17 protein-coding genes and 1 pseudogene are annotated in these 22785 nt (G+C 60.3%); 7 read left to right on the forward strand and 11 right to left on the reverse strand.

Features of this window, described 5'->3' with window-relative positions:
* Positions 1-364: 364 nt before the first annotated feature.
* Positions 365-1620: pseudogene (locus E5221_RS11400) on the reverse strand (integrase domain-containing protein).
* A gap of 416 nt (positions 1621-2036) precedes the next feature.
* Between E5221_RS11400 and E5221_RS11405 the strand changes: the two are divergent.
* Positions 2037-2840 carry an HNH endonuclease gene (locus tag E5221_RS11405; protein WP_085721290.1) on the forward strand — a complete coding sequence of 268 codons (804 nt, stop codon included), beginning with the start codon at positions 2037-2039 and terminating at the stop codon, positions 2838-2840.
* A gap of 116 nt (positions 2841-2956) precedes the next feature.
* On the opposite strand, the gene E5221_RS11410 is transcribed toward E5221_RS11405, so the two are convergent.
* Positions 2957-3220 (reverse strand): DUF3077 domain-containing protein, encoded by a 264-nt coding sequence (locus E5221_RS11410; protein ID WP_003256566.1) that lies wholly within the window; start codon positions 3218-3220, stop codon positions 2957-2959.
* 165 nt (positions 3221-3385) lie between these two features.
* Entirely contained in the window at positions 3386-3628 is a 243-nt protein-coding gene (locus E5221_RS11415; RefSeq protein ID WP_085663224.1) for a hypothetical protein, read from the reverse strand.
* A gap of 542 nt (positions 3629-4170) precedes the next feature.
* On the opposite strand from E5221_RS11415, the gene E5221_RS11420 reads away from it, so the two are divergent.
* Positions 4171-4833 (forward strand): HD domain-containing protein, encoded by a 663-nt coding sequence (locus tag E5221_RS11420; protein ID WP_100414106.1) that lies wholly within the window; start codon positions 4171-4173, stop codon positions 4831-4833.
* A 29-nt stretch (positions 4834-4862) separates the two neighbouring features.
* Here the strand turns inward: E5221_RS11420 and E5221_RS11425 are convergent, their stop codons facing one another.
* On the reverse strand, positions 4863-5699 hold the full coding sequence (locus E5221_RS11425; RefSeq protein ID WP_247847435.1) for an HNH endonuclease: 837 nt from the start codon (positions 5697-5699) through the stop codon (positions 4863-4865).
* A 226-nt stretch (positions 5700-5925) separates the two neighbouring features.
* On the opposite strand from E5221_RS11425, the gene E5221_RS11430 reads away from it, so the two are divergent.
* Positions 5926-7137 carry a hypothetical protein gene (locus E5221_RS11430; protein ID WP_137109000.1) on the forward strand — a complete coding sequence of 404 codons (1212 nt, stop codon included), beginning with the start codon at positions 5926-5928 and terminating at the stop codon, positions 7135-7137.
* A gap of 242 nt (positions 7138-7379) precedes the next feature.
* Here the strand turns inward: E5221_RS11430 and E5221_RS11435 are convergent, their stop codons facing one another.
* The gene (locus tag E5221_RS11435) at positions 7380-8417 is read right to left on the reverse strand and encodes a sensor domain-containing diguanylate cyclase (RefSeq protein ID WP_247847437.1); all 1038 of its coding nucleotides are present in this window, start codon (positions 8415-8417) and stop codon (positions 7380-7382) included.
* Between the two features lie 200 nt (positions 8418-8617).
* Between E5221_RS11435 and glsB the strand changes: the two genes are divergently transcribed.
* Entirely contained in the window at positions 8618-9526 is a 909-nt protein-coding gene (gene glsB / locus E5221_RS11440; RefSeq protein ID WP_015269909.1) for a glutaminase B, read from the forward strand.
* Positions 9527-9565: 39 nt separating this feature from the next.
* Here the strand turns inward: glsB and E5221_RS11445 are convergent, their stop codons facing one another.
* Complete coding sequence (locus tag E5221_RS11445) at positions 9566-10288, reverse strand: FadR/GntR family transcriptional regulator (protein ID WP_024086746.1); 723 nt, start codon at positions 10286-10288, stop codon at positions 9566-9568.
* Positions 10289-11053: 765 nt separating this feature from the next.
* Positions 11054-12787, reverse strand: coding sequence for an IlvD/Edd family dehydratase (locus E5221_RS11450; protein WP_247847438.1), 1734 nt, complete (start codon positions 12785-12787; stop codon positions 11054-11056).
* Between the two features lie 184 nt (positions 12788-12971).
* Between E5221_RS11450 and E5221_RS11455 the strand changes: the two genes are divergently transcribed.
* The 3 genes from E5221_RS11455 (at position 12972) to E5221_RS11465 (ending at position 17081) form a co-directional block, all read left to right on the forward strand.
* Entirely contained in the window at positions 12972-14279 is a 1308-nt protein-coding gene (locus E5221_RS11455) for an MFS transporter (protein WP_247847440.1), read from the forward strand.
* 28 nt (positions 14280-14307) lie between these two features.
* Positions 14308-15297 carry an AraD1 family protein gene (araD1, locus tag E5221_RS11460; protein ID WP_247847442.1) on the forward strand — a complete coding sequence of 330 codons (990 nt, stop codon included), beginning with the start codon at positions 14308-14310 and terminating at the stop codon, positions 15295-15297.
* 209 nt (positions 15298-15506) lie between these two features.
* Positions 15507-17081 (forward strand): aldehyde dehydrogenase (NADP(+)), encoded by a 1575-nt coding sequence (locus tag E5221_RS11465; RefSeq protein WP_247847444.1) that lies wholly within the window; start codon positions 15507-15509, stop codon positions 17079-17081.
* 57 nt (positions 17082-17138) lie between these two features.
* Here E5221_RS11465 and E5221_RS11470 read toward each other — a convergent pair whose 3' ends face one another.
* The 4 genes from E5221_RS11470 to E5221_RS11485 all read right to left on the reverse strand — a co-directional run bounded on the left by E5221_RS11470 (position 17139) and on the right by E5221_RS11485 (position 22657).
* Positions 17139-17903 (reverse strand): DUF2182 domain-containing protein, encoded by a 765-nt coding sequence (locus E5221_RS11470; RefSeq protein ID WP_247847445.1) that lies wholly within the window; start codon positions 17901-17903, stop codon positions 17139-17141.
* Positions 17884-18519 (reverse strand): DUF1326 domain-containing protein, encoded by a 636-nt coding sequence (locus E5221_RS11475; RefSeq protein ID WP_013972018.1) that lies wholly within the window; start codon positions 18517-18519, stop codon positions 17884-17886. The genes E5221_RS11470 and E5221_RS11475 overlap by 20 nt, the downstream gene beginning before the upstream one ends.
* A gap of 122 nt (positions 18520-18641) precedes the next feature.
* Complete coding sequence (locus E5221_RS28875; protein ID WP_348984757.1) at positions 18642-19442, reverse strand: DUF6708 domain-containing protein; 801 nt, start codon at positions 19440-19442, stop codon at positions 18642-18644.
* The gene (locus E5221_RS11485; protein WP_247847447.1) at positions 19442-22657 is read right to left on the reverse strand and encodes a T6SS effector BTH_I2691 family protein; all 3216 of its coding nucleotides are present in this window, start codon (positions 22655-22657) and stop codon (positions 19442-19444) included. Before E5221_RS11485 ends, E5221_RS28875 begins: the two co-directional genes overlap by 1 nt.
* Positions 22658-22785: the final 128 nt, after the last annotated feature.

A 22785-nucleotide genomic window follows, 5' to 3' on the forward strand; every position in this document is an offset into this window, starting at 1 on the left:
CGGATGCGAATCGCCCTTGGGGAGAACCACCGCAGAGCGGCGTGACCTTTAAGGCTCGGGTCACCTGGGGTGCTGTCATCGACAGCCTTTGCACGGCCAGTTCTACGCCTGTGGATAAACCCGGTCAAGGGCCGAAATTCAGCGCCCTTGAGGGCGTGAAAAGTGGTTATCCATCGGTGGAATTCCATGGTAAATCCCGGACAACGTTGTGGCTTTTAGCTCTTCAAAGTGAGGTCCATCCAAACAGGGCGGCTTTGCAGCCCTGTTTGGATGGACCCGTGCTGACAAGCGGATAAACGAGGCTGCTTTCCCTGAATCTTGAACGCTCAGTTGTTGTCGCTGCCGTTATTGCGCCTGCATAGCGCTAGCGGATCGGCACCACGTTCTTGTCTCTGATTTGGCCGTATGCAGAGACGAGCAGGCTGCCGGTGGCGGCTTTCTGGATGTACTCACTCCACCAGGCCATCATCGGGCGCCTTCGCTCAATGTAGTCGGCTCGGTTGTAGGCGCTGCGCACCTCATCCTTGTCGACATGCGCCAGTGCGACCTCAATGAGTTCGGGGTCCCACCCATGTTCATTCAAGATGGTGCTGGCCATCGAGCGCATGCCGTGGCTAACCAACCGATCCTGAAAACCCATGCGTTTCAACGCCATGTTGGCGGTCTGGCTATTGGCGTGAGTGCGTGGATTTCTATCGGCCGGGAAGACGTACTCGCGATGACCGCTGTGAGTCTTCAGTGACTCCAGCAGTGCGACAGCGTGATCACTCAACGGGATGCTATGTGGGCGGCGCTTCTTCATCCGCTCCGCAGGGATAGTCCAAACGCGCCTTTCAAAGTCGATGTCTGCCCAGCGAGTAGTCGCTGCCTCGGCGGGGCGAGTCATCGTGTGCAACTGCCATTCGATCAGGCAGCGAGTGGTGCGTTTGATGCTGGCGTTCGCGATCTCCAGCATGAGCTCGGGGAGTTCTTCGGGCGGAAGCGCAGCCATGTTTTGTTTCTTGGGCTTCTTGAATACTGCCCGAATGCCGGTGAGCGGGTTGGCGAAGATCAGGCCGGAGTTTACGCCGTAGGTCATGATCTCGTTTAGCCGCTGGCTAAGACGCTTGACCGTCTCCAGGCTGCCTTTCGCTTCGATTGGGCGAAGCAGTGCGATCACCATCGGCGCAGTGATTTTCGCGAGTGGTGTCGTCTTCAAATCGGGGAATACGTGCAGTGTTAGAGACCGCCAGATGTCCTCGGCGTAGGCCGGGGTGACCGAGTCCTTCTTAAGCTCGAACCACGCGGTGGCCACGTTCTCGAAGGTGTGTTCGGTTTCCGCGCGTTTGGCTTCATTCAGCGTATTGCGCTGCACCTTCGGATCGATGCCTTGAGCGAGCAGCTCGCGGGCATCGACTGCCATCTTTCGTGCATTCGCCAGTGACAGGTCGGGGTAGGTCCCGAACCCGATGTTGATGCGCTTTTTGGTCACCGGTTCGCGGTAGTTGAAATTCCACAGCAACGAGCCGTTGCTGCCTACCCGGAGCTGCAAACCGTCACCGTCCGTAAGGACATAATCCTTGGACGCCGGTTTGACTCCCTTAGCTGTCGATCGGAGAGGCGGAGGTATTGAGCAGGCATGAGATCGTCCTCAAGCACTGATTCGGTATTCCAAAGATTAGCACCGGGTGAGCTGGAATACCGTCTGGAATACCCGAACGGCTGGAACTCAAAAACTCTCAAAAGACCGCAAAAACGTTGGAGGTCGCGTATTTGCTGGGTTTCAGGCACAAAAAAAGACGTCCGTGGACGTCTTTGATTGATCATTTGGTGGAGCCGGGGGGAACTGAACCCGCGTCCGCCATACGCTAACGTATCGCTAGTTCATAAGCTACAAGCTCGTGAAGGTTGGAATGCTGTAGGTACGACATACCACCTCGGCTCTTGTAGGACATGGCCAGTTCTACAACCGCTGGAAATGGGGCTCACTTCTCATTATGTCGTAGGAAATTTCCTCTTTTTTGATAGGCTTTTGCCATCAGTCGAGAGGAAAGTATATGCCCGTCGTCATCGTTGAAAACGACACATCGCAGTGGGAAGACGAGACAGGCGCTGTCTATCACTTCCCCAAGCGCTACCAAGCCTGGCTCGCGCAGGGAACCGAGGTGATCTACTACAAAGGGCGCATCAAGGACAAAGCCTTTGCTCCCCTCCGCCTCAGCACCGATCCGCATTATTTTGGTAAGGCACGCATAGGTCAGGTCTATGCAGACCGGAGGAGTGACAAGGGTGATCTGTTTGCTCTGATCGAAAACTTCACGCCGTTTGAAGACTCTGTCCCCGCGAAAATTGACGGCGAGTACCTGGAGACTATCCCCGCCAGCCGTATGAGTAACTACTGGCGTGATGGCGTTCGGCCAATTTCTCAATCCGATTACGATGCCATCTTAAGCCATGCGACGCTCCTGCCTTCGGGTGCTGAGGCGGCTGTACCGGATACGGAAGACGACCCACTTACTTTTGAATCGGCCAGTGAAGGCAGCAAAACAAGCTACTTTGGAACCCGTTACGAGCGCCGGAAAGATCTCAGGGTAAAGGCCATCGCCATCCACGGGCTTGACTGCAAGGCATGCGGGTTTGATTTCGAACAGGCATACGGCGAACACGCGAAGGGCTTCATTCACGTTCATCACGTAGTACCGATTTCGGACTTTGGTGGGGAGAAGGCCGTGAACCCTGAGACAGACCTCGTGACGTTGTGCGCCAACTGTCACGCGGTTGTCCATCGCAAGAGAGATAAGACTCTAAGTGTTGACGAGTTGAAAGTAATGTTGCGCGGGCGATGGGTAATCGAGTCCTAGTAGATTGCTAAGCGCACGCTAACACTGCCTGGGTGTGAAGGTGGGGGGCAGCTGGAGCGCCTTCAAAACGAGGGATGGACTTAGGTTTTGAAGGCATCCAGTGAGGGAGGGGTGCTTCAGCGCATCATTCCCAGCTCGGCATCATCCATCAGCGCCTTAGCCAATGCGCAGAGGTAATGCGATGCCCAGATCAGCTGAGGTTTGTCTTCCATCAAGCCGTCCAGGGTCATATCCCGTGCATAGCCCATCAGCTCCGAGGCCTGTTCGCGGGCGCTCTGGCAGGGGATGCCTGCTTCGATGCGGAACAGCGGATGTGTCTGGTTTTCACCTTGGTAGAAGGTGGTTTTGCCGACGGTGAATTTGGTTTCTTCTGTGGTCATTGTTCAATCTCCCCGAAATTTCTAGTGCCTGGTCTGGCCTCATCGCCGGCAAGCCAGCTCCCACAAATACTGCATAGGCCTCGAGATTTGTGGGGCAGCTTAGATCCATGTGGGAGCCTTGCTTGCTGGCGATAGGGGCAGCCCAGGCGACACATAAATGAAGCCTTAGTGCAAAGTCCTAGGCTCAGTGGGCATCTGCACCTGGACCAGTGCGGACTCAAGCAAAGCTCGCAGCGTCTCCAGTTCATGCATCGAGGCCATCATCAGAATCGACGCAGGCGATTTGGGCTGCAGCAACATAGCCTGATGCACAACGGTCGCCGCGCACAGCGCGTAATCCGTGGCCTGGATCAGGGTGTCTTCAAGGGATAGAACATTGTGGGGTGGATCAGGGACTATCTTCAGCATAAACCCTCTCAGTGCCTTAAAGGGCTGCCGCAGATCCGCTGTCAAACGGAAGGGTGGCAGCTGTTTGTGGGTTGACAGACCGGGGGCACTGAGAATCCCGGCGCACACAAAGGTGCCCCACGCACAGCTGCCATAACTGGCATTGCACATGCTCTCAGTGAACCACGGCCTGTCAAAACCGTGCCGCCAATTGGTAGCGGCAGGTCGAGACTATGGTTCACGATTTCCATGTGCAACGAAAAACAGGCGCAGGGAGTATCTTTGGGAAATGGCCTACAAGGAAGGGGTTAATTCTGACTTTTTTTGCCCATTCACCTTCACAGCATGCAACGCCGACTGCTCAGTTAACGGCCAGTGGATCTCAAAAAGCTTTCCACTCACGAATCCCTGTATCCAGTTATGTCGCGATGCCAACAAACGGTCGAGCATGGACTTTAGCCACTCAAGCCTTGAAACTGACCCGCTCGCATCTGGACCAAGGCAGGTCACGGGCCAGCCCCCTGCAACGGACGCCAAGTAACAGCCCATGGAATGCACCAAAGATGACTATCGAAGCTTTTGCCCCTTTCCAGCGCTTTGCCGCGGACCTGCTGAAGTATCTACCGGCTGACCAGCCAGATGGCTCCCACGACCTGTCCCACATCCATCGCGTATGGGTCAACGCGCAACGGATACAGCGCGTAGAAGGCGGCGACCTGGAAGTGCTGCTTGCAGCGACTGTGCTGCATGATTGTGTCGCAGTAGAAAAGAACTCGCCCTTGCGTGGGCAGGCGTCAACGCTGTCCGCACAAAGGGCGGCGTCAATCCTGGCTGATATGGGCTGGCCCTTGCAGCGCATCGAGCAGGTGGCGCATGCAGTCAAAACCCACAGCTACTCGGCTGGCTTCGAACCACTCACCCTTGAGGCCAGGATTCTTCAGGACAGCGATCGCCTGGACGCCATAGGTGCAGTGGGTATCGCCCGGTGTTTTTACGTTTCCGGGCGAATGGGGTCGGCGCTGTACGATTTCGAGAACCCCACTGCGCGGGGGAGGGAGTATCAGGACAAGGCGTATACGGTCGAGCACTTTCATACCAAGCTGCTCAAGCTTGCGTCAGGTTTTAAAACTGCTGAAGGGGCTCGGCTGGCTGCTGAACGTCATGTTCGGCTTGAAGTGTTTCTTGCGGATTTCATGGATGAGATCGGGGCTGGCGGTACTGGCTGAAGTGCTTGAGCCCCGAGCTCTTCGACTGATTAGAGTAACTGTTCACCTAGCGCTGCTGGGACATCTACCCAGGAGTGCCGCTGGTAGTGATCGGCAAGGGCTTCACGACTAGGGCGTAGCGCAGGATCGTCGGGTAGATGCGCAGCCTTGCCATGCAAACCGGCCGTCATATTTTCATCTGCGTGGGAGTAGGGACCGTCGGCCATTTCGGGGTCGCAAAAATGAACCCGTGCATCCGGAGTGATAGTAATAACGCCGCCATCGAACAGCCGATGATGTAAGGAGCAGAGAAGAAGCCCGTTTCTCGGGTCGAGACGTTGGCCGGGAGTAGCGAAGGTCCAAGGGATGATATGAGCAGCATCAAGCGCTTGTGGGAAGCTAAGCTTGCACATGGCGCATTGCCCCCGATACGCCAACATTAATGCTTTCTTGAAGACCGTTTGTGCAATGCCTCGAACTTTTACCTTGGCATAAACGTCCTCACGGTTTTCAGGATTTTCAACCAGAGAGTGTGCCAAAGACTCCGGGGTATCCATCACGCCAAAAGCCTCGTACGGATTCGCAACCTGGCTCCAGTCGTAGGCAAAGACGAGCTCATGAGCGGTGCCGATATCATCCAGCGGCCATCCAATGAAACCAGGTCCAGGAACCCCCGTCACGGCTCCGATTACGATGGATGATAGTGGGGGTAGACCCGCATCCAGACAATGCACCTGAATTGGGTCAAGAGCATAGCGCATCGACAACGGGTTGGTCTGCACCAAGGGCGATAGCTCACCGTATGTTGGGGTCTGACGCTTCGATGCAGCTTCAACAAGGCGGGGCCACAAAATGCCTGCCGCATGGAACCAGTTTCTTCCTGTCACGTTCTCTGTCCTTATAGAAATACCTCAAGCCCCTCATTTTGCCAGAACACATGGAGGTGGTGGCAAATTAATGGCGCTGAACCCGGAAGTCATCCCGCTGCAACTCTGGCCCAGACGCCTTTAAAGCTGCTCAGCGAAATATTTATGTTAGATTGAGCTCGCTCATCAACGGCGGCGTTAGTGCCGTTATGAGTTGCGTAAGGAAATTACCAATAAGGGACTAGCCATGTCAGATTCTAGTGCAACAAATTTTCCAAGCTTTAGTAAGAAGTGGTTGCGACGTTTATCCGAGCACTGGTCGGCTATTAGTGTGTTTCTGATTTTCGTTGGAACAGGCTTTGGTATGCTCAGCCTTTATGTATACACGCTGGCGATTGGTCGTGCCGATCTCTTTATGCTGACGCTGGACTCGAAGTCAGCTTTGTTGGCATGGTTATTGTGCGTGCTTTTTATCATGTTTTTGCAGTTTTGGGTTTTAATGTCGTGCGCATGGCTGTTCTCCACTTCAGTTTCATTTATTTCGCGGCGCAGAAATGTTACACGCTTCCTGGCTGTCTGGTTGCTTATTCCGGTAATAGTAGGGATCGTCTCCTTTGTTGTGGTTGTATTCTATTTTAGCGATCGAGTGGGCGTAGCTGGGTCTTTATCAATAGTGGCACTTGCCACAATATTTGCATTTTTAGCGGTTACGCGAATTCCTAAGGCACGGCGCCTCATCGCTGTGGGGGCTCCCCGAAATGCAAGGAGGGTGGTGAGTTTTTCTATCACATTCACACTGGTCCTCACAGTAATATCCGGTGCGGCTCCACTGCTGCTGATAACACAGAGCTACGTCGGAAGAGATGATCAAGAGGCAGTAAATTTTGTAGCGGTGTTCTCGAGTTTTGTTCTGGTGCTGAGCCTCGTTCCGGCGATGCTGTTTCATCTACTTCAGGGAGATGTCTATCGTCGAGTGCAAATAGCTGCCTTGGGCGTTATGTTATTTTTCGGTGGTTATTTGGTCGCTTCTCATGGCGCAATGTCGAGCATTACATATATTGTTGCGGGGAAACTGAAGGTTCGACAAATGCAGGCTACTAGTTTCGTCCTAGATGAGCAGGTGAAGCTTGCTGATCTGGACCCTTTGCAATGGCATCCCAAGCTTCGCTCTGATGGCAGGGTACAAGTGGATGCGTTTCAGCTTTTTACTTTTGGTGATACCTTATTGATGTGCCCTACAGCTGTTCGAGGTGTAGGTCTGCACGGTTTGCCTTATTATAGTAAGTTGTGTTATTTGACCTTCAACAGTAAGGTCGCCCGAATGCCGCCTCGGCTGCTTATAGGTGCAAAAACACCCAGAGAGGTATGGAACCAGATGGCAGGAAAAATCTTCAACTGGCAGTACGTGCGGGTACACCTGATGCCCCCTCAGTTACCAATACTCGCTCTGAACAAATGATGAAATGATCCCGGGCAGCTTCAACATCTTAGCTCGGGCCTTGGTGTCTACCAAGGGTAATTTGGAGTTTCTACGCAGCCAGCGTTGGCAAGCCAACTCATAGTCTTTGCGTGCAGCAAGCTGTCGATTGAGCAAGCTAAGGCGGAGGTGGACTTGCCTTGAGGGCGACACACTTTAAGCGAACCAGAAAATCAGGGCTGACGTGCGGGAAGAGATGCCGCACAACCCGGATCGTGCTCGTCTCAGAGGGGTAGCGCTATGTACACAACCCGGTTTCGTCCATTCTGTTTGGCGTCATAAAGCCCTTTGTCAGCGCGTTCCAGTGCGTCATCCAGCGTTTCACCCTTGGTGAACAGGGTGCACCCGATGCTCAGGGTTACGTTCAACTGGCCACAGGGCAACTGCATCGGGCTGGCACCCACCTGTTCGCGAATCCGCTCAGCAATCCGGGTCAGCTCTTCGCTGTCCTTCACCTGCAAAATTGCAACAAACTCCTCACCCCCATGGCGCACCACCAGGTCATCGGGGCGCAGTGCCGCGCGCAGGCGACGGGCCGTTTCGCAAAGCACCTTGTCACCACCGCCATGGCCGTACTTGTCGTTGATGGACTTGAAGTGATCCAGGTCGGCATAAACCGCACCCAGCTGTAAGCCGTTCACCTCGGCCAATCGCCGTTCATGCGCTTCAAACGCCGACAGCGCGCCGCGGTTCCACAGTTGTGTCAAAGGGTCGAGCAGGGCTTTGCGCTGCTCGCGATCCATTTCAAGCCGCAGATCGCGGTTCACCTGGGCCAAGGTACGCAGCTGCAGATACCCCTCGGCGAGCGTGGCCAGGTCCCTGAAGTTCGCTTGCTGAGCCTCGCTGAGCACGCGCGGGCGCGGGTCGAACATGCACAGCGTACCGATGGCTTTACCGTTGCCAGCACGCAAGGGGTGGCCGGCGTAAAAGCGGATGTAGGGCGCGTTCAGCACGAGCGGGTTGTCGACGAAGCGCCTGTCGCACTTGGCGTCGGGCACCATCAGGGTATCCTCGCCGAGAATGGCGTAGCCGCAGAACGAAACACTGCGCGTCGTCTCGCTTGCCTCAAGGCCTATGCGGGCCTTGAACCACTGCCGGTCCTGGTCGATCAGGCTGATCAGCACAGTGTCCACATGGGCCAGGTCCTGGGTGAGCCGCACCAAGGTATCCAGGTAATGCTCGGCTGGCGTGTCGACCAGGTTCATGTCGTCGAGCGTGCGCTGGCGCAGCGCTTCGTCAGCGGGCAAGGGGCAAGCTGGCATTGTGGGTCCTCCGTTCCTTGGTTGGCTTGGGTACCTGGCGGGTGCGCGGTCTGTATACCGTCGAAACAAGCACAGCATAGGCCATGGCGTGATGCACGGTCGGCCGACAATTTCTTGCCGGGAGTGTGATTTCTTTCGCTCGATCTTCGTCAAGAATGCTACCCCTTAGCCGTCGTCTGGGGACTGATACAGGGCCTTTCATGCAAACGCTGTTGAACGAGATTCTCGAAGAAGTACGTCCCTTGATCGGCAAGGGCAAAGTGGCTGACTACATTCCCGCGCTGGCCGATGTGCCGGCGAACCAGCTGGGCATCGCGGTCTATGGCAACGATGGCAGCTATTACTGCGCAGGCGACGCGCTGGTGCCGTTCTCGGTGCAGAGTATTTCCAAGGTGTTCAGCCTTGTGCAGGCGATCGGGCACTCCGGGGAAGCCATTTGGCAGCGGCTTGGCCATGAGCCTTCCGGCCAGCCGTTCAACTCGCTGGTACAGCTGGAGTTCGAACGCGGTCGGCCGCGTAATCCCTTTATCAATGCGGGTGCGTTGGTGATCTGCGATATCAACCAGTCGCGCTTCGCTGCACCCACGTTGTCGATGCGCGATTTCGTGCGGCGGCTATCGGGCAATCCCCATATCGCGATCGATGCCCGCGTTGCCGACTCGGAGTATCAGTTCCGTGCGCGTAACGCGGCCATGGCTTACCTGATGCAGTCATTCGGCAACTTCCATAACGAAGTGGAGACGGTGCTGCGCAGCTATTTCAGCTATTGCGCGCTGCAGATGAATTGCCTGGACCTGGCCCGGGCGTTCTGTTTCCTGGCCAATGATGGGTTCTGCAAGCACAGCGGTGAGCAGATTCTGACCCGGCGCCAGACCCAGCAGGTGAACTCGATCATGGCCACCAGCGGGTTGTATGACGAAGCAGGGAATTTCGCCTATCGGGTAGGGTTGCCGGGCAAGAGTGGCGTGGGGGGCGGGATTGTGGCCATCGTGCCGGGGCAATTCACCGTGTGCGTGTGGTCGCCGGAGTTGAATGCGGCGGGTAACTCCCTGGCCGGGATGGCGGCGCTCGAACTGCTCAGTTCGCGGATCGGCTGGTCGGTGTTCTGATCGGCGGGCCCGGTGGCTGAGGTAGGCTCGGTCGATACCTCAGCTTGTCGGGTCCTGCCCCAGTACCTTGGCCAGCGCCACGCGGGCATCTTCAAGCTGTACCAGTGAAGCATGCCGCGCGCCCAGCGCGTCACCGTTCTGGATAGCGGTCAGAATCGCCTTGTGGCGGGGCAGGGCGAGTTCGTCGAAATTCGCCCGCTGGTTGGAGTAGCGCACCGACTCGCGCAGCGCCATCGACAGCATGTTGCACAGGTAGGCCAGCAGGTCGTTGTGGGTGGCGTCGGCGATGCGGGCGTGGAAGTCCAGGTCCGGTTGCAGGCGCTCTTCATGGTTGCGGGCGGCTTCCATGCGTTGGTAGGCCTCGGCGATCGAGTCGACGTCGTCGGCGCTGGCGTTGGTGGCGGCCAGTGCGGCGGCGGCGGGTTCGATGACCCAGCGTACGCTGCTCAGCATGTTGAAGAATTCCTGTTGCGGTGTGGCCTGCATCAGCCAGTGCAGCACGTCCGGGTCGAGCATGTGCCAGTCATGGCGCGGCCGAACCAGGGTACCCACCCGCGGGCGGGCCTCGATCAGGCCCTTGGCGGTAAGGGCGCGCATCGCCTCGCGGAACACCGGCCGGCTGATCGCGTAGGCTTCGCAAAGGCTGGCCTCGGAAGGCAGCTTCTGCCCGGGTGCGAGTTGGCCGGATACGATCTGTACGCCAAGGTCCTGGACCAGGGTGGCGTGCATGCTCTTGCGCGTGGTGGGTTGGCGGTAGTTCATGTGGGGCGGGGCGGATCCTTCTGGCGGGGGCAGCATCATAGCATTAGCGCGTCGACGCGGTGCATGGCACCGGCTGCGCCGGTGTTCGCGGCTGAAGCCGCTCCTACAGGTACCGCGTGAGCCTGAAGCCTGCGCCGTCCCCGTGGGAGCGGGTTCACCCGCGAAGCAGGCGACGCGGTGGATGGCACCGGCTGCGCCGGTGTTCGCGGCTGAAGCCGCTCCTACAGGTACAGCGTGAGCCTGAAGCCTGCGCCGTCCCTGTGGGAGCGGGTTCACCCGCGAAGCAGGTGACGCGGTGGATGGCACCGGCTGCGCCGGTGTTCGCGGCTGAAGCCGCTCCTACAGGTACAGCGCGAGCCCAAAGCCTGCGCCGTCCCTGTGGGAGCGGGTTCACCCGCGAAGCAGGCGACGCGGTGGATGGCACCGGCTGCGCCGGTGTTCACGGCCACGGCCGCTCCCGCAGGTACCGCGTGAGCCTGAAGCCTGCGCCGTCCCTGTGGGAGCGGGTTCACCCGCGAAGCAGGCGACGCGGTGGATGGCACCGGCTGCGCCGGTGTTCGCGGCTGAAGCCGCTCCTACAGGTACCGCGTGAGCCTGAAGCCTGCGCCGTCCCTGTGGGAGCGGGTTCACCCGCGAAGCAGGCGACGCGGTGGATGGCACCGGCTACGCCGGTGTTCGCGGCTGAAGCCGCTCCCACAGGTGTAGCGTCAACTCGAAGCCAGCGCAGTACCTGCGGGGGCGGGCATGCCCCAATGACATCAGGCCTTAGTGCGAGTGCTTGGGCACCGCCGCCCCTCGGCATCCGACCAGGAAGTCGAAGTCGCAACCCTCATCGGCCTGCATGACGTGGTCCAGGTACAGCCTGGCGTAACCACCGCTGATCAACTGCGGCGGGGCTTGCAGGTCTGCCAGGCGGCCGGCCAGTTCCTCGTCGGAAATGTCCAGGTGCAGCCGGCCTTCCTTGCAATCCAGTTCGATCCAGTCGCCTTCGCGCACGGCAGCCAACGGCCCGCCAGCTGCCGCTTCCGGCGCCACGTGCAGCACCACGGTGCCGTAGGCGGTGCCGCTCATGCGGGCATCGGAAATACGCACCATGTCGGTCACGCCCTGGGCCAGCAGCTTGGCCGGCAGGCCCATGTTGCCGACCTCGGCCATGCCCGGGTAGCCCTTGGGCCCGCAGTGCTTCATCACCAGCACGGAACTGGCATCCACATCCAGCTCGGGGTCGTTGATGCGTGCCTTGTAGTCGTCGAAGTTCTCGAACACCACGGCGCGGCCACGATGCTGCATCAGCGCCGGGGTGGCGGCCGAGGGCTTGAGCACGGCGCCCTTGGGCGCCAGGTTGCCGCGCAGGATGCAGATGCCGCCGTCGGCCACCAGCGGCTTGTCGATCGGGCGGATCACCTCTTCGTCATACAGCGGTGCGGCCTGGCAGTTGTCCCACAGGCTCTTGCCGTTGGCCGTCAGCGCGGCAGGGTTGGGCAGCAGGCCGTGTTCGCCCAGGCGGCGGATGACCGCAGGCAGGCCGCCGGCGTAGTAGAACTCTTCCATCAGGAAACGGCCCGAAGGCTGCAGGTCGACCAGGGTTGGCGTACCGCGGCCGATACGGGTCCAGTCTTCCAGCTGCAGGTCCACGCCGATACGCCCGGCAATGGCCTTCAGGTGAATCACCGCGTTGGTCGAGCCACCGATGGCGGCGTTGACGCGGATGGCGTTCTCGAAGGCTTCGCGGGTGAGGATTTTCGACAGGCGCAGGTCTTCGCGCACCATGTCGACAATGCGCATGCCCGACAGGTGGGCGAGCACGTAACGGCGTGCATCCACCGCCGGAATGGCGGCGTTGTGCGGCAGCGAGGTGCCCAGCGCTTCGGCCATGCAGGCCATGGTCGAGGCGGTGCCCATGGTGTTGCAGGTACCCGCCGAGCGCGACATGCCGGCCTCGGCCGAGAGGAACTCGTTGAGGTCGATCTGGCCGGCCTTGTAGGCCTCGTGCATCTGCCAGACGATGGTGCCGGCGCCAATGTCCTTGCCTTTGTGCTTGCCGTTCAGCATCGGCCCGCCGGTAACCACGATCGCCGGCACATCACAGCTCGCCGCGCCCATCAGCAGCGCCGGGGTGGTCTTGTCGCAGCCGGTCAGCAGCACCACGGCGTCCACCGGGTTGCCACGGATCGCTTCCTCCACATCCATGCTCGCCAGGTTGCGGGTGAGCATGGCGGTGGGGCGCAGGTTGGACTCGCCGCTGGAGAACACCGGGAACTCCACCGGGAAGCCGCCAGCCTCCAGCACGCCCTTTTTGACATGTTCGGCAATCTTGCGGAAGTGCGCGTTGCACGGGGTCAGCTCCGACCAGGTGTTGCAGATGCCGATGATCGGCTTGCCCTGGAATTCGTGGTCAGGAATACCCTGGTTCTTCATCCAGCTGCGGTACATGAAACCGTTCTTGTCGGCGGTGCCGAACCATTGGGCGGAGCGCAGTGGGCGTTTGTTATCAGACATGGGAACACCTAATTAGTATTACTATTTGTCGTTGTGCGATCGACTGTACTGATAAAAATGCTCTCTGTGAAGGCTTGTTGGCTCAATTAGTAATACTATAAGATCATTCACCCAGGTCAGAGGTCTGCCAAAAAGTCCCCGGCCAGGTGCTGTACCCATTACAAGAACAATTGGAGACATCGCCATGATTCAGGAGCAGCGGCTCGTCCGCCTGATCACACTGAAACTCATCCCTTTTCTGGTACTGCTTTACCTGGTGGCCTATGTCGACCGTTCCGCGGTGGGCTTCGCCAAGCTGCACATGGGCGCCGACATCGGCCTGGGTGACGCGGCCTACGGCCTTGGTGCCGGGCTCTTCTTCATTGGTTACTTCCTGTTCGAGGTGCCGAGCAACCTGTTGCTCGACCGCTTTGGCGCGCGCCGCTGGTTCGCCCGCATTCTGGTTACCTGGGGCGCGATCACCGTCGGCATGGCGTTCGTTACCGGGCCCAACGGTTTCTACGTGATGCGCTTTCTGCTGGGGGCGGCCGAGGCGGGCTTCTTTCCGGGCGTGCTGTACTACATCACCCAGTGGTACCCGGTGCGCCATCGCGGCAAGATCCTCGGCTTCTTCATCCTCTCCCAGCCGCTGGCGATGCTGATCACCGGGCCGCTCTCGGGCGCGCTGCTGGGGCTCGATGGCATCTACGGCCTGCATGGCTGGCAATGGCTGTTCATCTGCATCGGTACCCCCGCGGTGCTGCTGGCCTGGCCGACCCTGCGCCTGCTGCCAGACAGCCCGGCCAAGGTGCGCTGGCTCAGCGACGAACAGCGCAGCTGGCTGCAGGAACAACTGGCCAACGACCTGCGCGAGTTCGGCCAGACCCGCCATGGCAATCCGTTGCATGCCCTGAAGGACAGCCGGGTGCTGTTGCTGGCGCTGTTCTACCTGCCGGTGACCCTGAGCATTTACGGCCTGGGCCTTTGGCTGCCGACGCTGATCCACCAGTTTGGCGGCAGTGACCTGGTCACCGGTTTCGTTTCGGCCGTGCCTTACCTGTTCGGCATCATCGGCCTGCTGATCGTGCCGCGCAGCTCCGACCGCCTGAACGACCGCTATGGCCACCTCGGCCTGCTGTATTCCCTGGGTGCGATCGGCCTGTTCTTCAGTGCCTGGCTTAGCGTGCCGGTCATGCAGCTGGCAGCGCTGTGCCTGGTGGCATTCGCGTTGTTCTCCTGCACCGCCATTTTCTGGACCTTGCCGGGCCGTTTCTTCTCCGGGGCCAGCGCTGCAGCCGGCATCGCCTTGATCAACTCGATCGGCAACCTCGGCGGCTACCTGGGCCCGTTCGGTATCGGCGCGCTCAAGGAGCACACCGGGCAGCTTTCGTCGGGGCTGTATTTCCTGGCCGTGGTGATGCTGTTCGGGCTGTTGCTCACCGGGGTTGTCTACAACCGCCTGGAGCGCCGCCAGCGCCTGGCTTCCACGCGGGCAGCCGAAGCCTCCCGCTAATTTTCGCAACCGAGAAGCGAGCACAAACATGCGATTGATCCAATTTGAAACCGCCACCGGCGAGCGCTGCGTGGGCGTGGTGGAAGGCGATTACGCCCTGCAGGTGCAGGGCGCTGGAAGCACCCGCGAGCTGGCCCTGCAAGCCATTGCCGCCGGCCGTGACCTGGCCGCTGAAGTGCAGGCTGCCGGCCTGGGCGAGCGCCACGACTACCTGGCCCTGCTGGCTGAAGGCCGCGTGTTGCCACCACTGGACCACCCGGACCCGGCGCACTGCCTGGTCACCGGCACCGGGCTGACCCACCTGGGCAGCGCCGCAACCCGCGACAAGATGCATCAGCAGCAGGCCGAAGGCGCGGTGACCGACAGCATGCGCATGTTCCAGTGGGGCCTCGATGGCGGTCGGCCGCCGGCAGGCCAGGAGGGCGCGCAGCCGGAGTGGTTCTACAAGGGCGACGGTGGCATCGTCGTGCGCCCTGGCGCCGACCTGCCGCTGCCGGCGTTCGCCGAAGATGCCGGCGAGGAGCCAGAGCTGGTCGGGCTGTACCTGATCGGTGCCGACGGCATGCCTTACCGTCTTGGCTATGCGTTGGGTAACGAGTTTTCCGACCATGTGATGGAGCGGCGCAACTACCTGTACCTGGCCCATTCCAAGCTGCGCGCCTGCAGCTTCGGCCCAGAGCTGCGCCTGGGTGCGCTGCCGGCCCACCTGGAAGGCACCAGCCGCATCCTGCGCGACGGCCAGGAGCTGTGGCGCAAGCCGTTCCTCTCGGGCGAGCAGAACATGTGCCACAGCTTCGAGAACCTGGAATTTCACCACTTCAAGTACACCCAGTTCCTGCGCCCCGGCGATATCCACGTGCATTACTTCGGCACTGCCACGCTGTCGTTCGCCGACGGCATCCAGGCGCGCCCGGGCGACACCTTCGAAGTCAGCCTCGACGCCTTCGGCCAGCCGCTGCGCAACGGCATTGCCGCCGCGCCCGGGCAGGTTCGCCCCGGGGTGGTGAAAAGCCTTTGAGCAGTCAGGCGAGCAGTGTGTCGGGTTCGCCCGCGTACCTGTGGGAGCGGCTTTAGCCGCGAAGGGCCCGGCGCGGTGCATGGCACCGGCTGCGCCGGTGTTCGCGGCTGAAGCCGCTCCCACAGGGGCCCTGCTGACATGGCGGGGCATGTGCACTCCATGGCTGACATGAACCTTTGAATCTTCTTTCCTCATTACAGGAGCCAACCATGACCGGAAGCAACTTCATTGGCGGCCAGCGCAGCGCTGCCGGCAGCGTGCGCCTGCAAAGCCTCGACGCGCGCACCGGCGAAGCCTTGCCGCAGGCCTTTGCCCAAGCCACCCCGGAGGAGGTGGACGCCGCCGCCCAGGCTGCCGAAGCGGCCTTCGCCGAATACAACGCCCTGGCGCCGCAGCGCCGTGCGCAGTTCCTCGATGCCATTGCCGACCAGCTGGATGCGCTGGACGACACCTTTGTCGCCACCGTGTGCCGCGAAACCGCACTGCCGGCCGGGCGCATCCAGGGCGAACGCGCGCGCACCAGCAACCAGATGCGCCTGTTCGCCTCGGTGCTTCGTCGTGGCGACTACCTGGGGGCTCGCATCGACCGTGCCCAACCCCAGCGTCAGCCGCTGCCGCGCCCCGACCTGCGCCAGTATCGCACCGGCGTCGGCCCGGTAGCTGTGTTCGGCGCCAGCAACTTCCCGCTGGCCTTCTCCACCGCTGGGGGTGATACCGCCGCAGCGCTGGCCGCCGGTTGCCCGGTGGTGGTGAAGGCGCACAGCGGCCACATGGCCACTGCCGAACGGGTGGCCGAGGCCATCGAGCGGGCAGTGGTGGCCACCGGCATGCCCGCGGGCGTGTTCAACATGATCTACGGTGCCGGTGTCGGCGAAGCGCTGGTGCGCCACCCGGCGATCCAGGCCGTGGGCTTCACCGGTTCGCTCAAGGGCGGCCGTGCGCTGTGCGAGCTGGCTGCAGCGCGCCCGCAGCCGATTCCGGTGTTCGCCGAAATGAGCAGCATCAACCCGGTGCTGGTCTTGCCGGCGGCCTTGCAGGCCAGGGGCGAGCAGGTGGCCAGGGAGCTGGCCGGTTCGGTGGTGCTGGGCTGCGGGCAGTTCTGCACCAACCCCGGGCTGGTCATCGGTATTGCCGGCGAAGCGTTCAGCAACTTCCTGGCGGCCCTTGGTGCGCAGCTGGCCGACCAGCCCGGGCAGACCATGCTCAATGCCGGTACATTGCGCAGCTATGCCCAGGGCGTGCAACGCCTGCACCAGCACCCGGGCGTGCGTCACCTGGCCGGCGCCGACCAGGCTGGCGACCAGGCGCAGGCGCAGCTGTTCCAGGCGGATGTGAGCCTGCTGCTTGACGGTGATGCGTTGCTTCAGGAGGAGGTGTTCGGGCCGGCCACGGTGGCCGTGGCGGTGGCCGACGAAGCCGAACTGCGCCGCGCGCTGCAAGCCTTGCACGGGCAGCTGACGGCAACGCTGATTGCCGAGCCACAAGACCTGCAGCGCTTCGCTGCGCTGGTGCCGCTGCTGCAGCGCAAGGCTGGGCGCCTGCTGGTCAATGGTTACCCGACCGGTGTCGAAGTGTGCGATGCCATGGTGCATGGCGGGCCATACCCGGCCACGTCCGATGCCCGTGGGACCTCGGTCGGCACTTTGGCCATCGACCGCTTCCTGCGGCCGGTGTGCTACCAGGACTACCCGGATGCGCTGCTGCCCGACGCCCTGAAAAACGCCAACCCGCTGGGCCTGCAACGCCTGGTCGACGGCCAGCACAGCCGCGAGGCGCTGGCCTGACGCCAATGGCTTCGGCGTGGTACCGCTGCACCCGCCCGGGTAGGCCCGGGCGGGTTGTCAGATATGCGGCCATAGCGCCAGCAGCAGACCACCAGCGCTAAGCAGGGCGCCACTGTAGCGGCGCCAGGCCGCGCCCAACCGCAACACTTTCTCCGCCAGAACCAGCATCGCCAGCGCGGCCATGCCCCACAGGCTCATGGCGCCAACCACCAGCAGCACCAGCATCAGCGCCCAGCAGCAACCGATGCAGTACAGGCCATGCTGCAACCCCAGCCTCCAGGCGCCGCCAAGGCCCGGGCGTACATGGTGCTGAAGAAAGAAAAGCGGGCTCTGGCAATGCTCCAGGCAAGCGGCCTTGCCCTGGCTCATCTGGTAGCCACCGGCCAGCAGAAGCAGTAACGCACCCATGAGCGGTGGCAGGCGCAGGGTCATGGGATCGAGCCAGCCAAGCCATTCGCCAAGGGCCTGCAGCAGGGTCATCAGCAGGGCGAAGCCACACCAGAGCAGCGCATAGGCCGCGCAGAACAGCAGCAGCTTGAATGGGCCGGTGCTGTCGCGCAGCAGGCAGCGTCGGTAAAGCAGGAACACCGGCAGGGCGGCCGGCAGCATCATCGCCTGCATCATCGCCAACCACATCAGCAGGGTCAGCGCGCCCTGGCGCGACCACCAGGCGGTGGGTGGCATCTGCATCTCGCCCATCGCCGCCATGGTCGTTGCCTGCTCGACGTGCCACCACCAACCCAGCGCGCTGATCATCAGCACCAGCGCGCCGGTCAGCAGCGCGCCCGGGGCTGGCCAGCGGCTAGCCGCGGATGATGCCATTTGGCCCCATATCCAGGTCGTAGAGCATGGCGTTTCGCCCGGCATAGTCCAGCTTCACCGCCCCGGAGCAGTTGAAGGTGGCGCTGGCGCAGTCCGTTTCGCCGAACTCGAAGCCCTCTGGCAGCACCAGCCTGGCCCGGTGCACCGATCCGTCCACGGGGTTGCGGATCGGCTCGGCCCGGCCATCCAGCACCCCGGGCACGTGGATGCTGGCGGTCAGTGCGGCGCGGTCGGTGTGCACCTCAACCGGCACGAACTGCGGTGCGTGCATGGTCTGCACCGTGCTGGCAAAAATGGCGAAGAAGGCCGTGGGTTCCTGCTCCTGGCCGCTGAGAATGGTCAGCAATGCCTGGCGCTGGGCATCACTGGCGCGTTCATCGATAAAGGCCTGGCATTGCCCACCGCCCTCGTGGATGGGCCCAGGCCAGGCGAAGGTGCAGGCCACATTCAAGCCGGCCAGCGACACCTCGTCGAAGTACCCCTCCTCGATGTGATAGCCCACTGCCGCTTCGCAAGTGCCATGGGTGGGCAAGGCATTGAACTGGCAGGGGCAGCCATAATCGCAGTTGCAAAGGTCGACCCCTGCGCCGCGCAATCGCCAATCGACATAGGCCATGATCCTATCCTCGCAAACAAGTGCCACTTGTTAGTTTAGTTCCGGATCATGCCGCCATATTTAGATAGATTCGGCATCTGTCACGGGCCGTATAAAACCACTGCTTCAAAGCATCGGCCTTCTCAGTCAGATGGGGCAGTGCGGGATTCACGGTCAATGTCCTCCGGCCAATGAACCTTTGGTGCCAGGCAATGCATGTGGCTCAGGCCATCGTCATCGTTCCAGTCACGGGGTGGGTGTACGAACTTCGGCAGGGCTTCGGGGCCTTGCTGCATGAATAGTCGGGCGATGGCCCAGTAGGCTTCGCCTTTGTAGAGGTCATAGGTGAAGAACACACGGTCGATGACTTCGTTGGTTTCCGGGTTGCGGACCGACAGCATGACGTTTTCGATCAGGCCACCGTGGCCGGGGGCGTAGACTCGGTAGACTTCGGCGGTTACATCGTCCCAGTTGTAGGCGACCGGTTTGACGCCCCAGCGTTTGCGACTGAAGATGAAGATACGGTCATATCGAAACTCATAAAGATATATTTTCTGGCGAAGTCGGTTGAAGCGAATTGGCTCGTCTCTAGGGGCAACCAGATCAAGCCTGACATAGGCAGTCAAAGCCCCTAATGCTACCGGAAGAAGAGCTATTGATATGTTTGTAAGCCAGTCGCGCGGCCAACTGCCATGCAAAAGGATCCAATATAAGTAAAGCGTCATTCCTAGAGTAAATAGTAAGCTCGGAACCCCAATCAAAAATATAACACCTCGAAGGATGGTGCTGCTCCGTGGTAACTCGAGATACACATCATCGAAATAATTGGGTGCAGGTTTGACACTCGCCCATACGCTCCGCCATTTTGGCACTTCATCCACCTTGGGAAGGTCATGACTCCAGCCTAAAGCACGTTCGCACAAAACTTCATCATCACGTTTCACTAGTTAATCTCCCTGACACAAATCTCAATGTACCCACTTGGTAGACTCCGATCCGGCCAGTACATGACCAACAGCGTAGCCGCCAAGATCGTGTGCTTTCCTATAGTTGCCATGAGCGATATCGAGCCAGAAATCTCTAACTGACAGAGTCCAGTAGAATAAGGTTTCTGCTTCTCGCTAATTGAAATACTGCGGTCGTGATCGGGGATTCGTGGCGATGCAAAGCTGGAAAATGAAGAGGACGGTGAGAGAGGTTCTTCAGCATTTGCAAAAAAATCACCCGAAGCAATAGTTTCCCCGCCAACGTAATCGGGGTGACTGCCATCACCGTGACGATGCACGATCAACTTCCAGCGATATCCCGATGACCGCTGATCATACATAGGCAATGCGATCAAGAATTTTAACTTTCTAATTATTTCGGCACCAATCAAGCCGCCGATTTTCGGAAGCCCTGGATCAGTTGCCAAGCGCGACTCAAAATTCAACTTCGCCTGAACGCCTAGCGTGGCAGCATTGAGTTCGGCAAAAGCGATATCCGCCTGTTCTGGAACATTCCAATGAATGGTCGGCTTTTCGTCTGCTTTTCCAAAGCAGCACCGCCTTACCCAGCGCTCCAGATCAGTTGATTCATTTTCCTGAGCGCGTTTGCTTAGTTGATAAGCAGCAAGCGTGAGGGCGATCGCCAATCCCAGCGGGCCGAAAACCAAGGGATTGAGTACTGCGAATCCGAAAGCGACAGTGCCAAAAACATACAAAACGGCCGAAATTAGATGTCGGTTGTATGCGGCATCATCACCCGCAGCGGCGGTGCGCCTCATGGCATTGATTGCTTGAGCCGCATCAAAGACCCCTGCAACCGCACTCACCAAAGCACCAAGCCTTATCAAGGCCTCCCCTGTGGCTGCTACACCCTTTGCTCGTCCCAAATTCAGTGGACCAGCACTTGATCTCAAAATGAGCCCAACCAGTTCGACTTGCCCTCCCAATAGGCCCAACTGGGATCCTTGCAACGCCAACCTGGCCTCATACGCCTTGGGCCCAATCTCCGTTTCCGCCTTGTCCTGATTCCTGCCCAGGCTGTCCTGCTGCAGATACAACCCGCCTATCGCCAGCAGGACTTCCCAGCTGCCAGCAATCCCGCGCAACCCGGAAAAACCGGTTCTAACCAATCGGGCCGCCTGCTGCGTCGTGATCTTCATCCCGTGCAACAACCTGCGCGCATCGGTTTCCAACGTCCCTGCCGCCACCGAGATATCCACCAAGGCAAGCTGCGCCGCGCTGCTCGCCTGGGTCACCCCCATGCTGGCCTCCTTGAACAACCGGCCATGCACTTCCTCGGCCTTGCCCTCGACCCACACCGTCACGCTGATCATCGTATTGGTGAACCGTGGATCGAGCACGGCCAGGCTCATCAGCCCGTGCTGGATGATCGGCCGCACCTTGCGCATGGCCTTCATCGAGCCAAACTCGAAGTCATCGATATTGCGGCGCATCCGGTCCCGCGCCTCGGCGATCGACACATTGGCCTTGTGCTGCAACTCCCGGAGGTGGGCGCTCTGCAAGGCGTAGTACTCGCCCAGCTTCATCTTCACTTCCAGTTCGATCAGGTGGACGCCGTTGTAGAGAAACTGCGTGGCACTGTTCAAATGCCGCACAGCCTTCTGAATACCTGGCGACAGACATGGCGCCAGCCGCTGACTGGCCGCATTGAGCGCACCCTGCGTTTCAGCAATGGCCTGTTTGAGGGTATTGCGCGTGCGCAAGCCAGCGTCATCGCTGGCGATGATCTTGCTCAGCATGCCGTAAAGCTTGTCGCTGTCGTTCCAGTTGATCGCTTCTGTGGCGGAGAAACTGGGCAGCAGCCCGGCCAGCAGTGCCTGGTCGCGCATCAGCAAGGCGCGGTAGGGCGGGCTGTCAGGGTCCTGCAGCCATTTCAACCAGAGCAGTTCGCTGGTGCCGGAAGCGGGAATATGCGGTTCAAGGCGGGGGACGACAGCTTCCGTAACCCCGCCGCCCAGGCACAGGGCCATGGTCTTGGCGTAGGCCACCCCGGACTCACGATCATTACCGTCGTAGTCGTATGCCTCGGCCACCTTGAACATGGGCGTATCGAACAAGGCAACGTACGCCTGGGCGTCCTTGTCGATGTAACGCTGAAACTCACGTTCCTGCTGCTCATATTCAGCCTGGAACGCGGCCCGCTGCGGTTCGTGGTAGCGCTCTTCAAGCCGCTCGTCACTCGCCTGCTGCGCACGCTCGACCAACAGCTGCCGCTCGACTGCCGGGTCGGTGAACACCGGCGGCCCATCACCCGTCATCGGTTCCAGCGACGGCACCTTCTGCGCCGCCCATTCCCTGTGCGTGGCACGAATGATCTGCAGGATCTGCGAGGTCTGCAGCTGATAGGCGCGCATCGGTTCTTCACGCCAGGCCTGACGCTTCACTACCCAGTTCAAGCGCTGATGGTTGTACTCCTGAATCAGCCCGACAGTGTCGTCGAGCACCACTGCCAGCACGCCGTTTTCCAGCTTGTGCCGGTTGATCGCATTGACCAGATACCCGCGCAGGGCGAACCGGCGCAACCAGCGGCTGTGAAAGCCATGCGCACTGTCGAAGGGGGCACAGCCATGCTGGGCATACTCGAACACCTGCTGGTCGACCCCAAGCTTATCGGGTGTCATGGCGATGCCCAGCAGTTCGGGATCGTTGCGCGCCTGAATCAGGTCCAGGCCCTGGAAGCGATGCGCAGGCGACGCGCCGCTCTTGTAGGCGTTCAGCACGCTCACCGGCCAGGCGTCACTGGAGAAGGCCAGCCAGGCGCTGGTGTACCTGTCGGTATCGAGGTTGAGAAAGGCCGAAGGAATGTCGTGATCTGCGTTCACGCATTTTTCGGGCAGCGGCGAAGGCGGGCCATCTGGCGGCTCGTAAGGGTTGAAGCGGCGCAGATGACCTTGCTCGCTGACGGCATAGGCATGCCAGACCTGCTGGTCGAGCAGCACATACAGGAAGCCCCTGCGCAAGGTGCGCAAGCCGATCTTCGCCGTGATATGCCGGTTATCCGCCACGGTGGAAACACACTCGGGGCGGGTATCGGGCACCAGGGCGCGGCGCAGCGGCAGGATCGGCAGGCCCTGGCGCTCGCAGAACATGCACTGGTCGTGCGGCAGCCCGGCTTCGGCAATCGCGAGGGCAATACGTTGGCTGATGGTCATGAGCGATCCTCGTGTTGGACAGGTCCTTGTCGACCTCTGAACACTAACGGGGAATCGCTTTCTAGAGAGGCATTGGGCTTCCTAAAAGCTTGTAGGAAACGTCTCTGAATAATGGTTTAGCTCTATAT

It is taken from the genome of Pseudomonas sp. A2 (assembly GCF_023100865.1).
In the GTDB taxonomy this organism is placed as follows: Bacteria; Pseudomonadota; Gammaproteobacteria; order Pseudomonadales; family Pseudomonadaceae; genus Aquipseudomonas; species Aquipseudomonas asiatica.

What these genes read in the sequence shown, in the direction of transcription:
- E5221_RS11405 (WP_085721290.1), top strand. Translation starts at nt 2,037, where the DNA reads ATGCCCGTCGTCATCGTTGAAAACGACACATCGCAGTGGGAAGACGAG.
- E5221_RS11410 (WP_003256566.1), bottom strand. Translation starts at nt 3,220, where the DNA reads ATGACCACAGAAGAAACCAAATTCACCGTCGGCAAAACCACCTTCTAC.
- E5221_RS11415 (WP_085663224.1), bottom strand. Translation starts at nt 3,628, where the DNA reads ATGCTGAAGATAGTCCCTGATCCACCCCACAATGTTCTATCCCTTGAA.
- E5221_RS11420 (WP_100414106.1), top strand. Translation starts at nt 4,171, where the DNA reads ATGACTATCGAAGCTTTTGCCCCTTTCCAGCGCTTTGCCGCGGACCTG.
- E5221_RS11430 (WP_137109000.1), top strand. Translation starts at nt 5,926, where the DNA reads ATGTCAGATTCTAGTGCAACAAATTTTCCAAGCTTTAGTAAGAAGTGG.
- E5221_RS11435 (WP_247847437.1), bottom strand. Translation starts at nt 8,417, where the DNA reads ATGCCAGCTTGCCCCTTGCCCGCTGACGAAGCGCTGCGCCAGCGCACG.
- glsB (WP_015269909.1), top strand. Translation starts at nt 8,618, where the DNA reads ATGCAAACGCTGTTGAACGAGATTCTCGAAGAAGTACGTCCCTTGATC.
- E5221_RS11445 (WP_024086746.1), bottom strand. Translation starts at nt 10,288, where the DNA reads ATGAACTACCGCCAACCCACCACGCGCAAGAGCATGCACGCCACCCTG.
- E5221_RS11450 (WP_247847438.1), bottom strand. Translation starts at nt 12,787, where the DNA reads ATGTCTGATAACAAACGCCCACTGCGCTCCGCCCAATGGTTCGGCACC.
- E5221_RS11455 (WP_247847440.1), top strand. Translation starts at nt 12,972, where the DNA reads ATGATTCAGGAGCAGCGGCTCGTCCGCCTGATCACACTGAAACTCATC.
- araD1 (WP_247847442.1), top strand. Translation starts at nt 14,308, where the DNA reads ATGCGATTGATCCAATTTGAAACCGCCACCGGCGAGCGCTGCGTGGGC.
- E5221_RS11465 (WP_247847444.1), top strand. Translation starts at nt 15,507, where the DNA reads ATGACCGGAAGCAACTTCATTGGCGGCCAGCGCAGCGCTGCCGGCAGC.
- E5221_RS11470 (WP_247847445.1), bottom strand. Translation starts at nt 17,903, where the DNA reads ATGGCATCATCCGCGGCTAGCCGCTGGCCAGCCCCGGGCGCGCTGCTG.
- E5221_RS11475 (WP_013972018.1), bottom strand. Translation starts at nt 18,519, where the DNA reads ATGGCCTATGTCGATTGGCGATTGCGCGGCGCAGGGGTCGACCTTTGC.
- E5221_RS11485 (WP_247847447.1), bottom strand. Translation starts at nt 22,657, where the DNA reads ATGACCATCAGCCAACGTATTGCCCTCGCGATTGCCGAAGCCGGGCTG.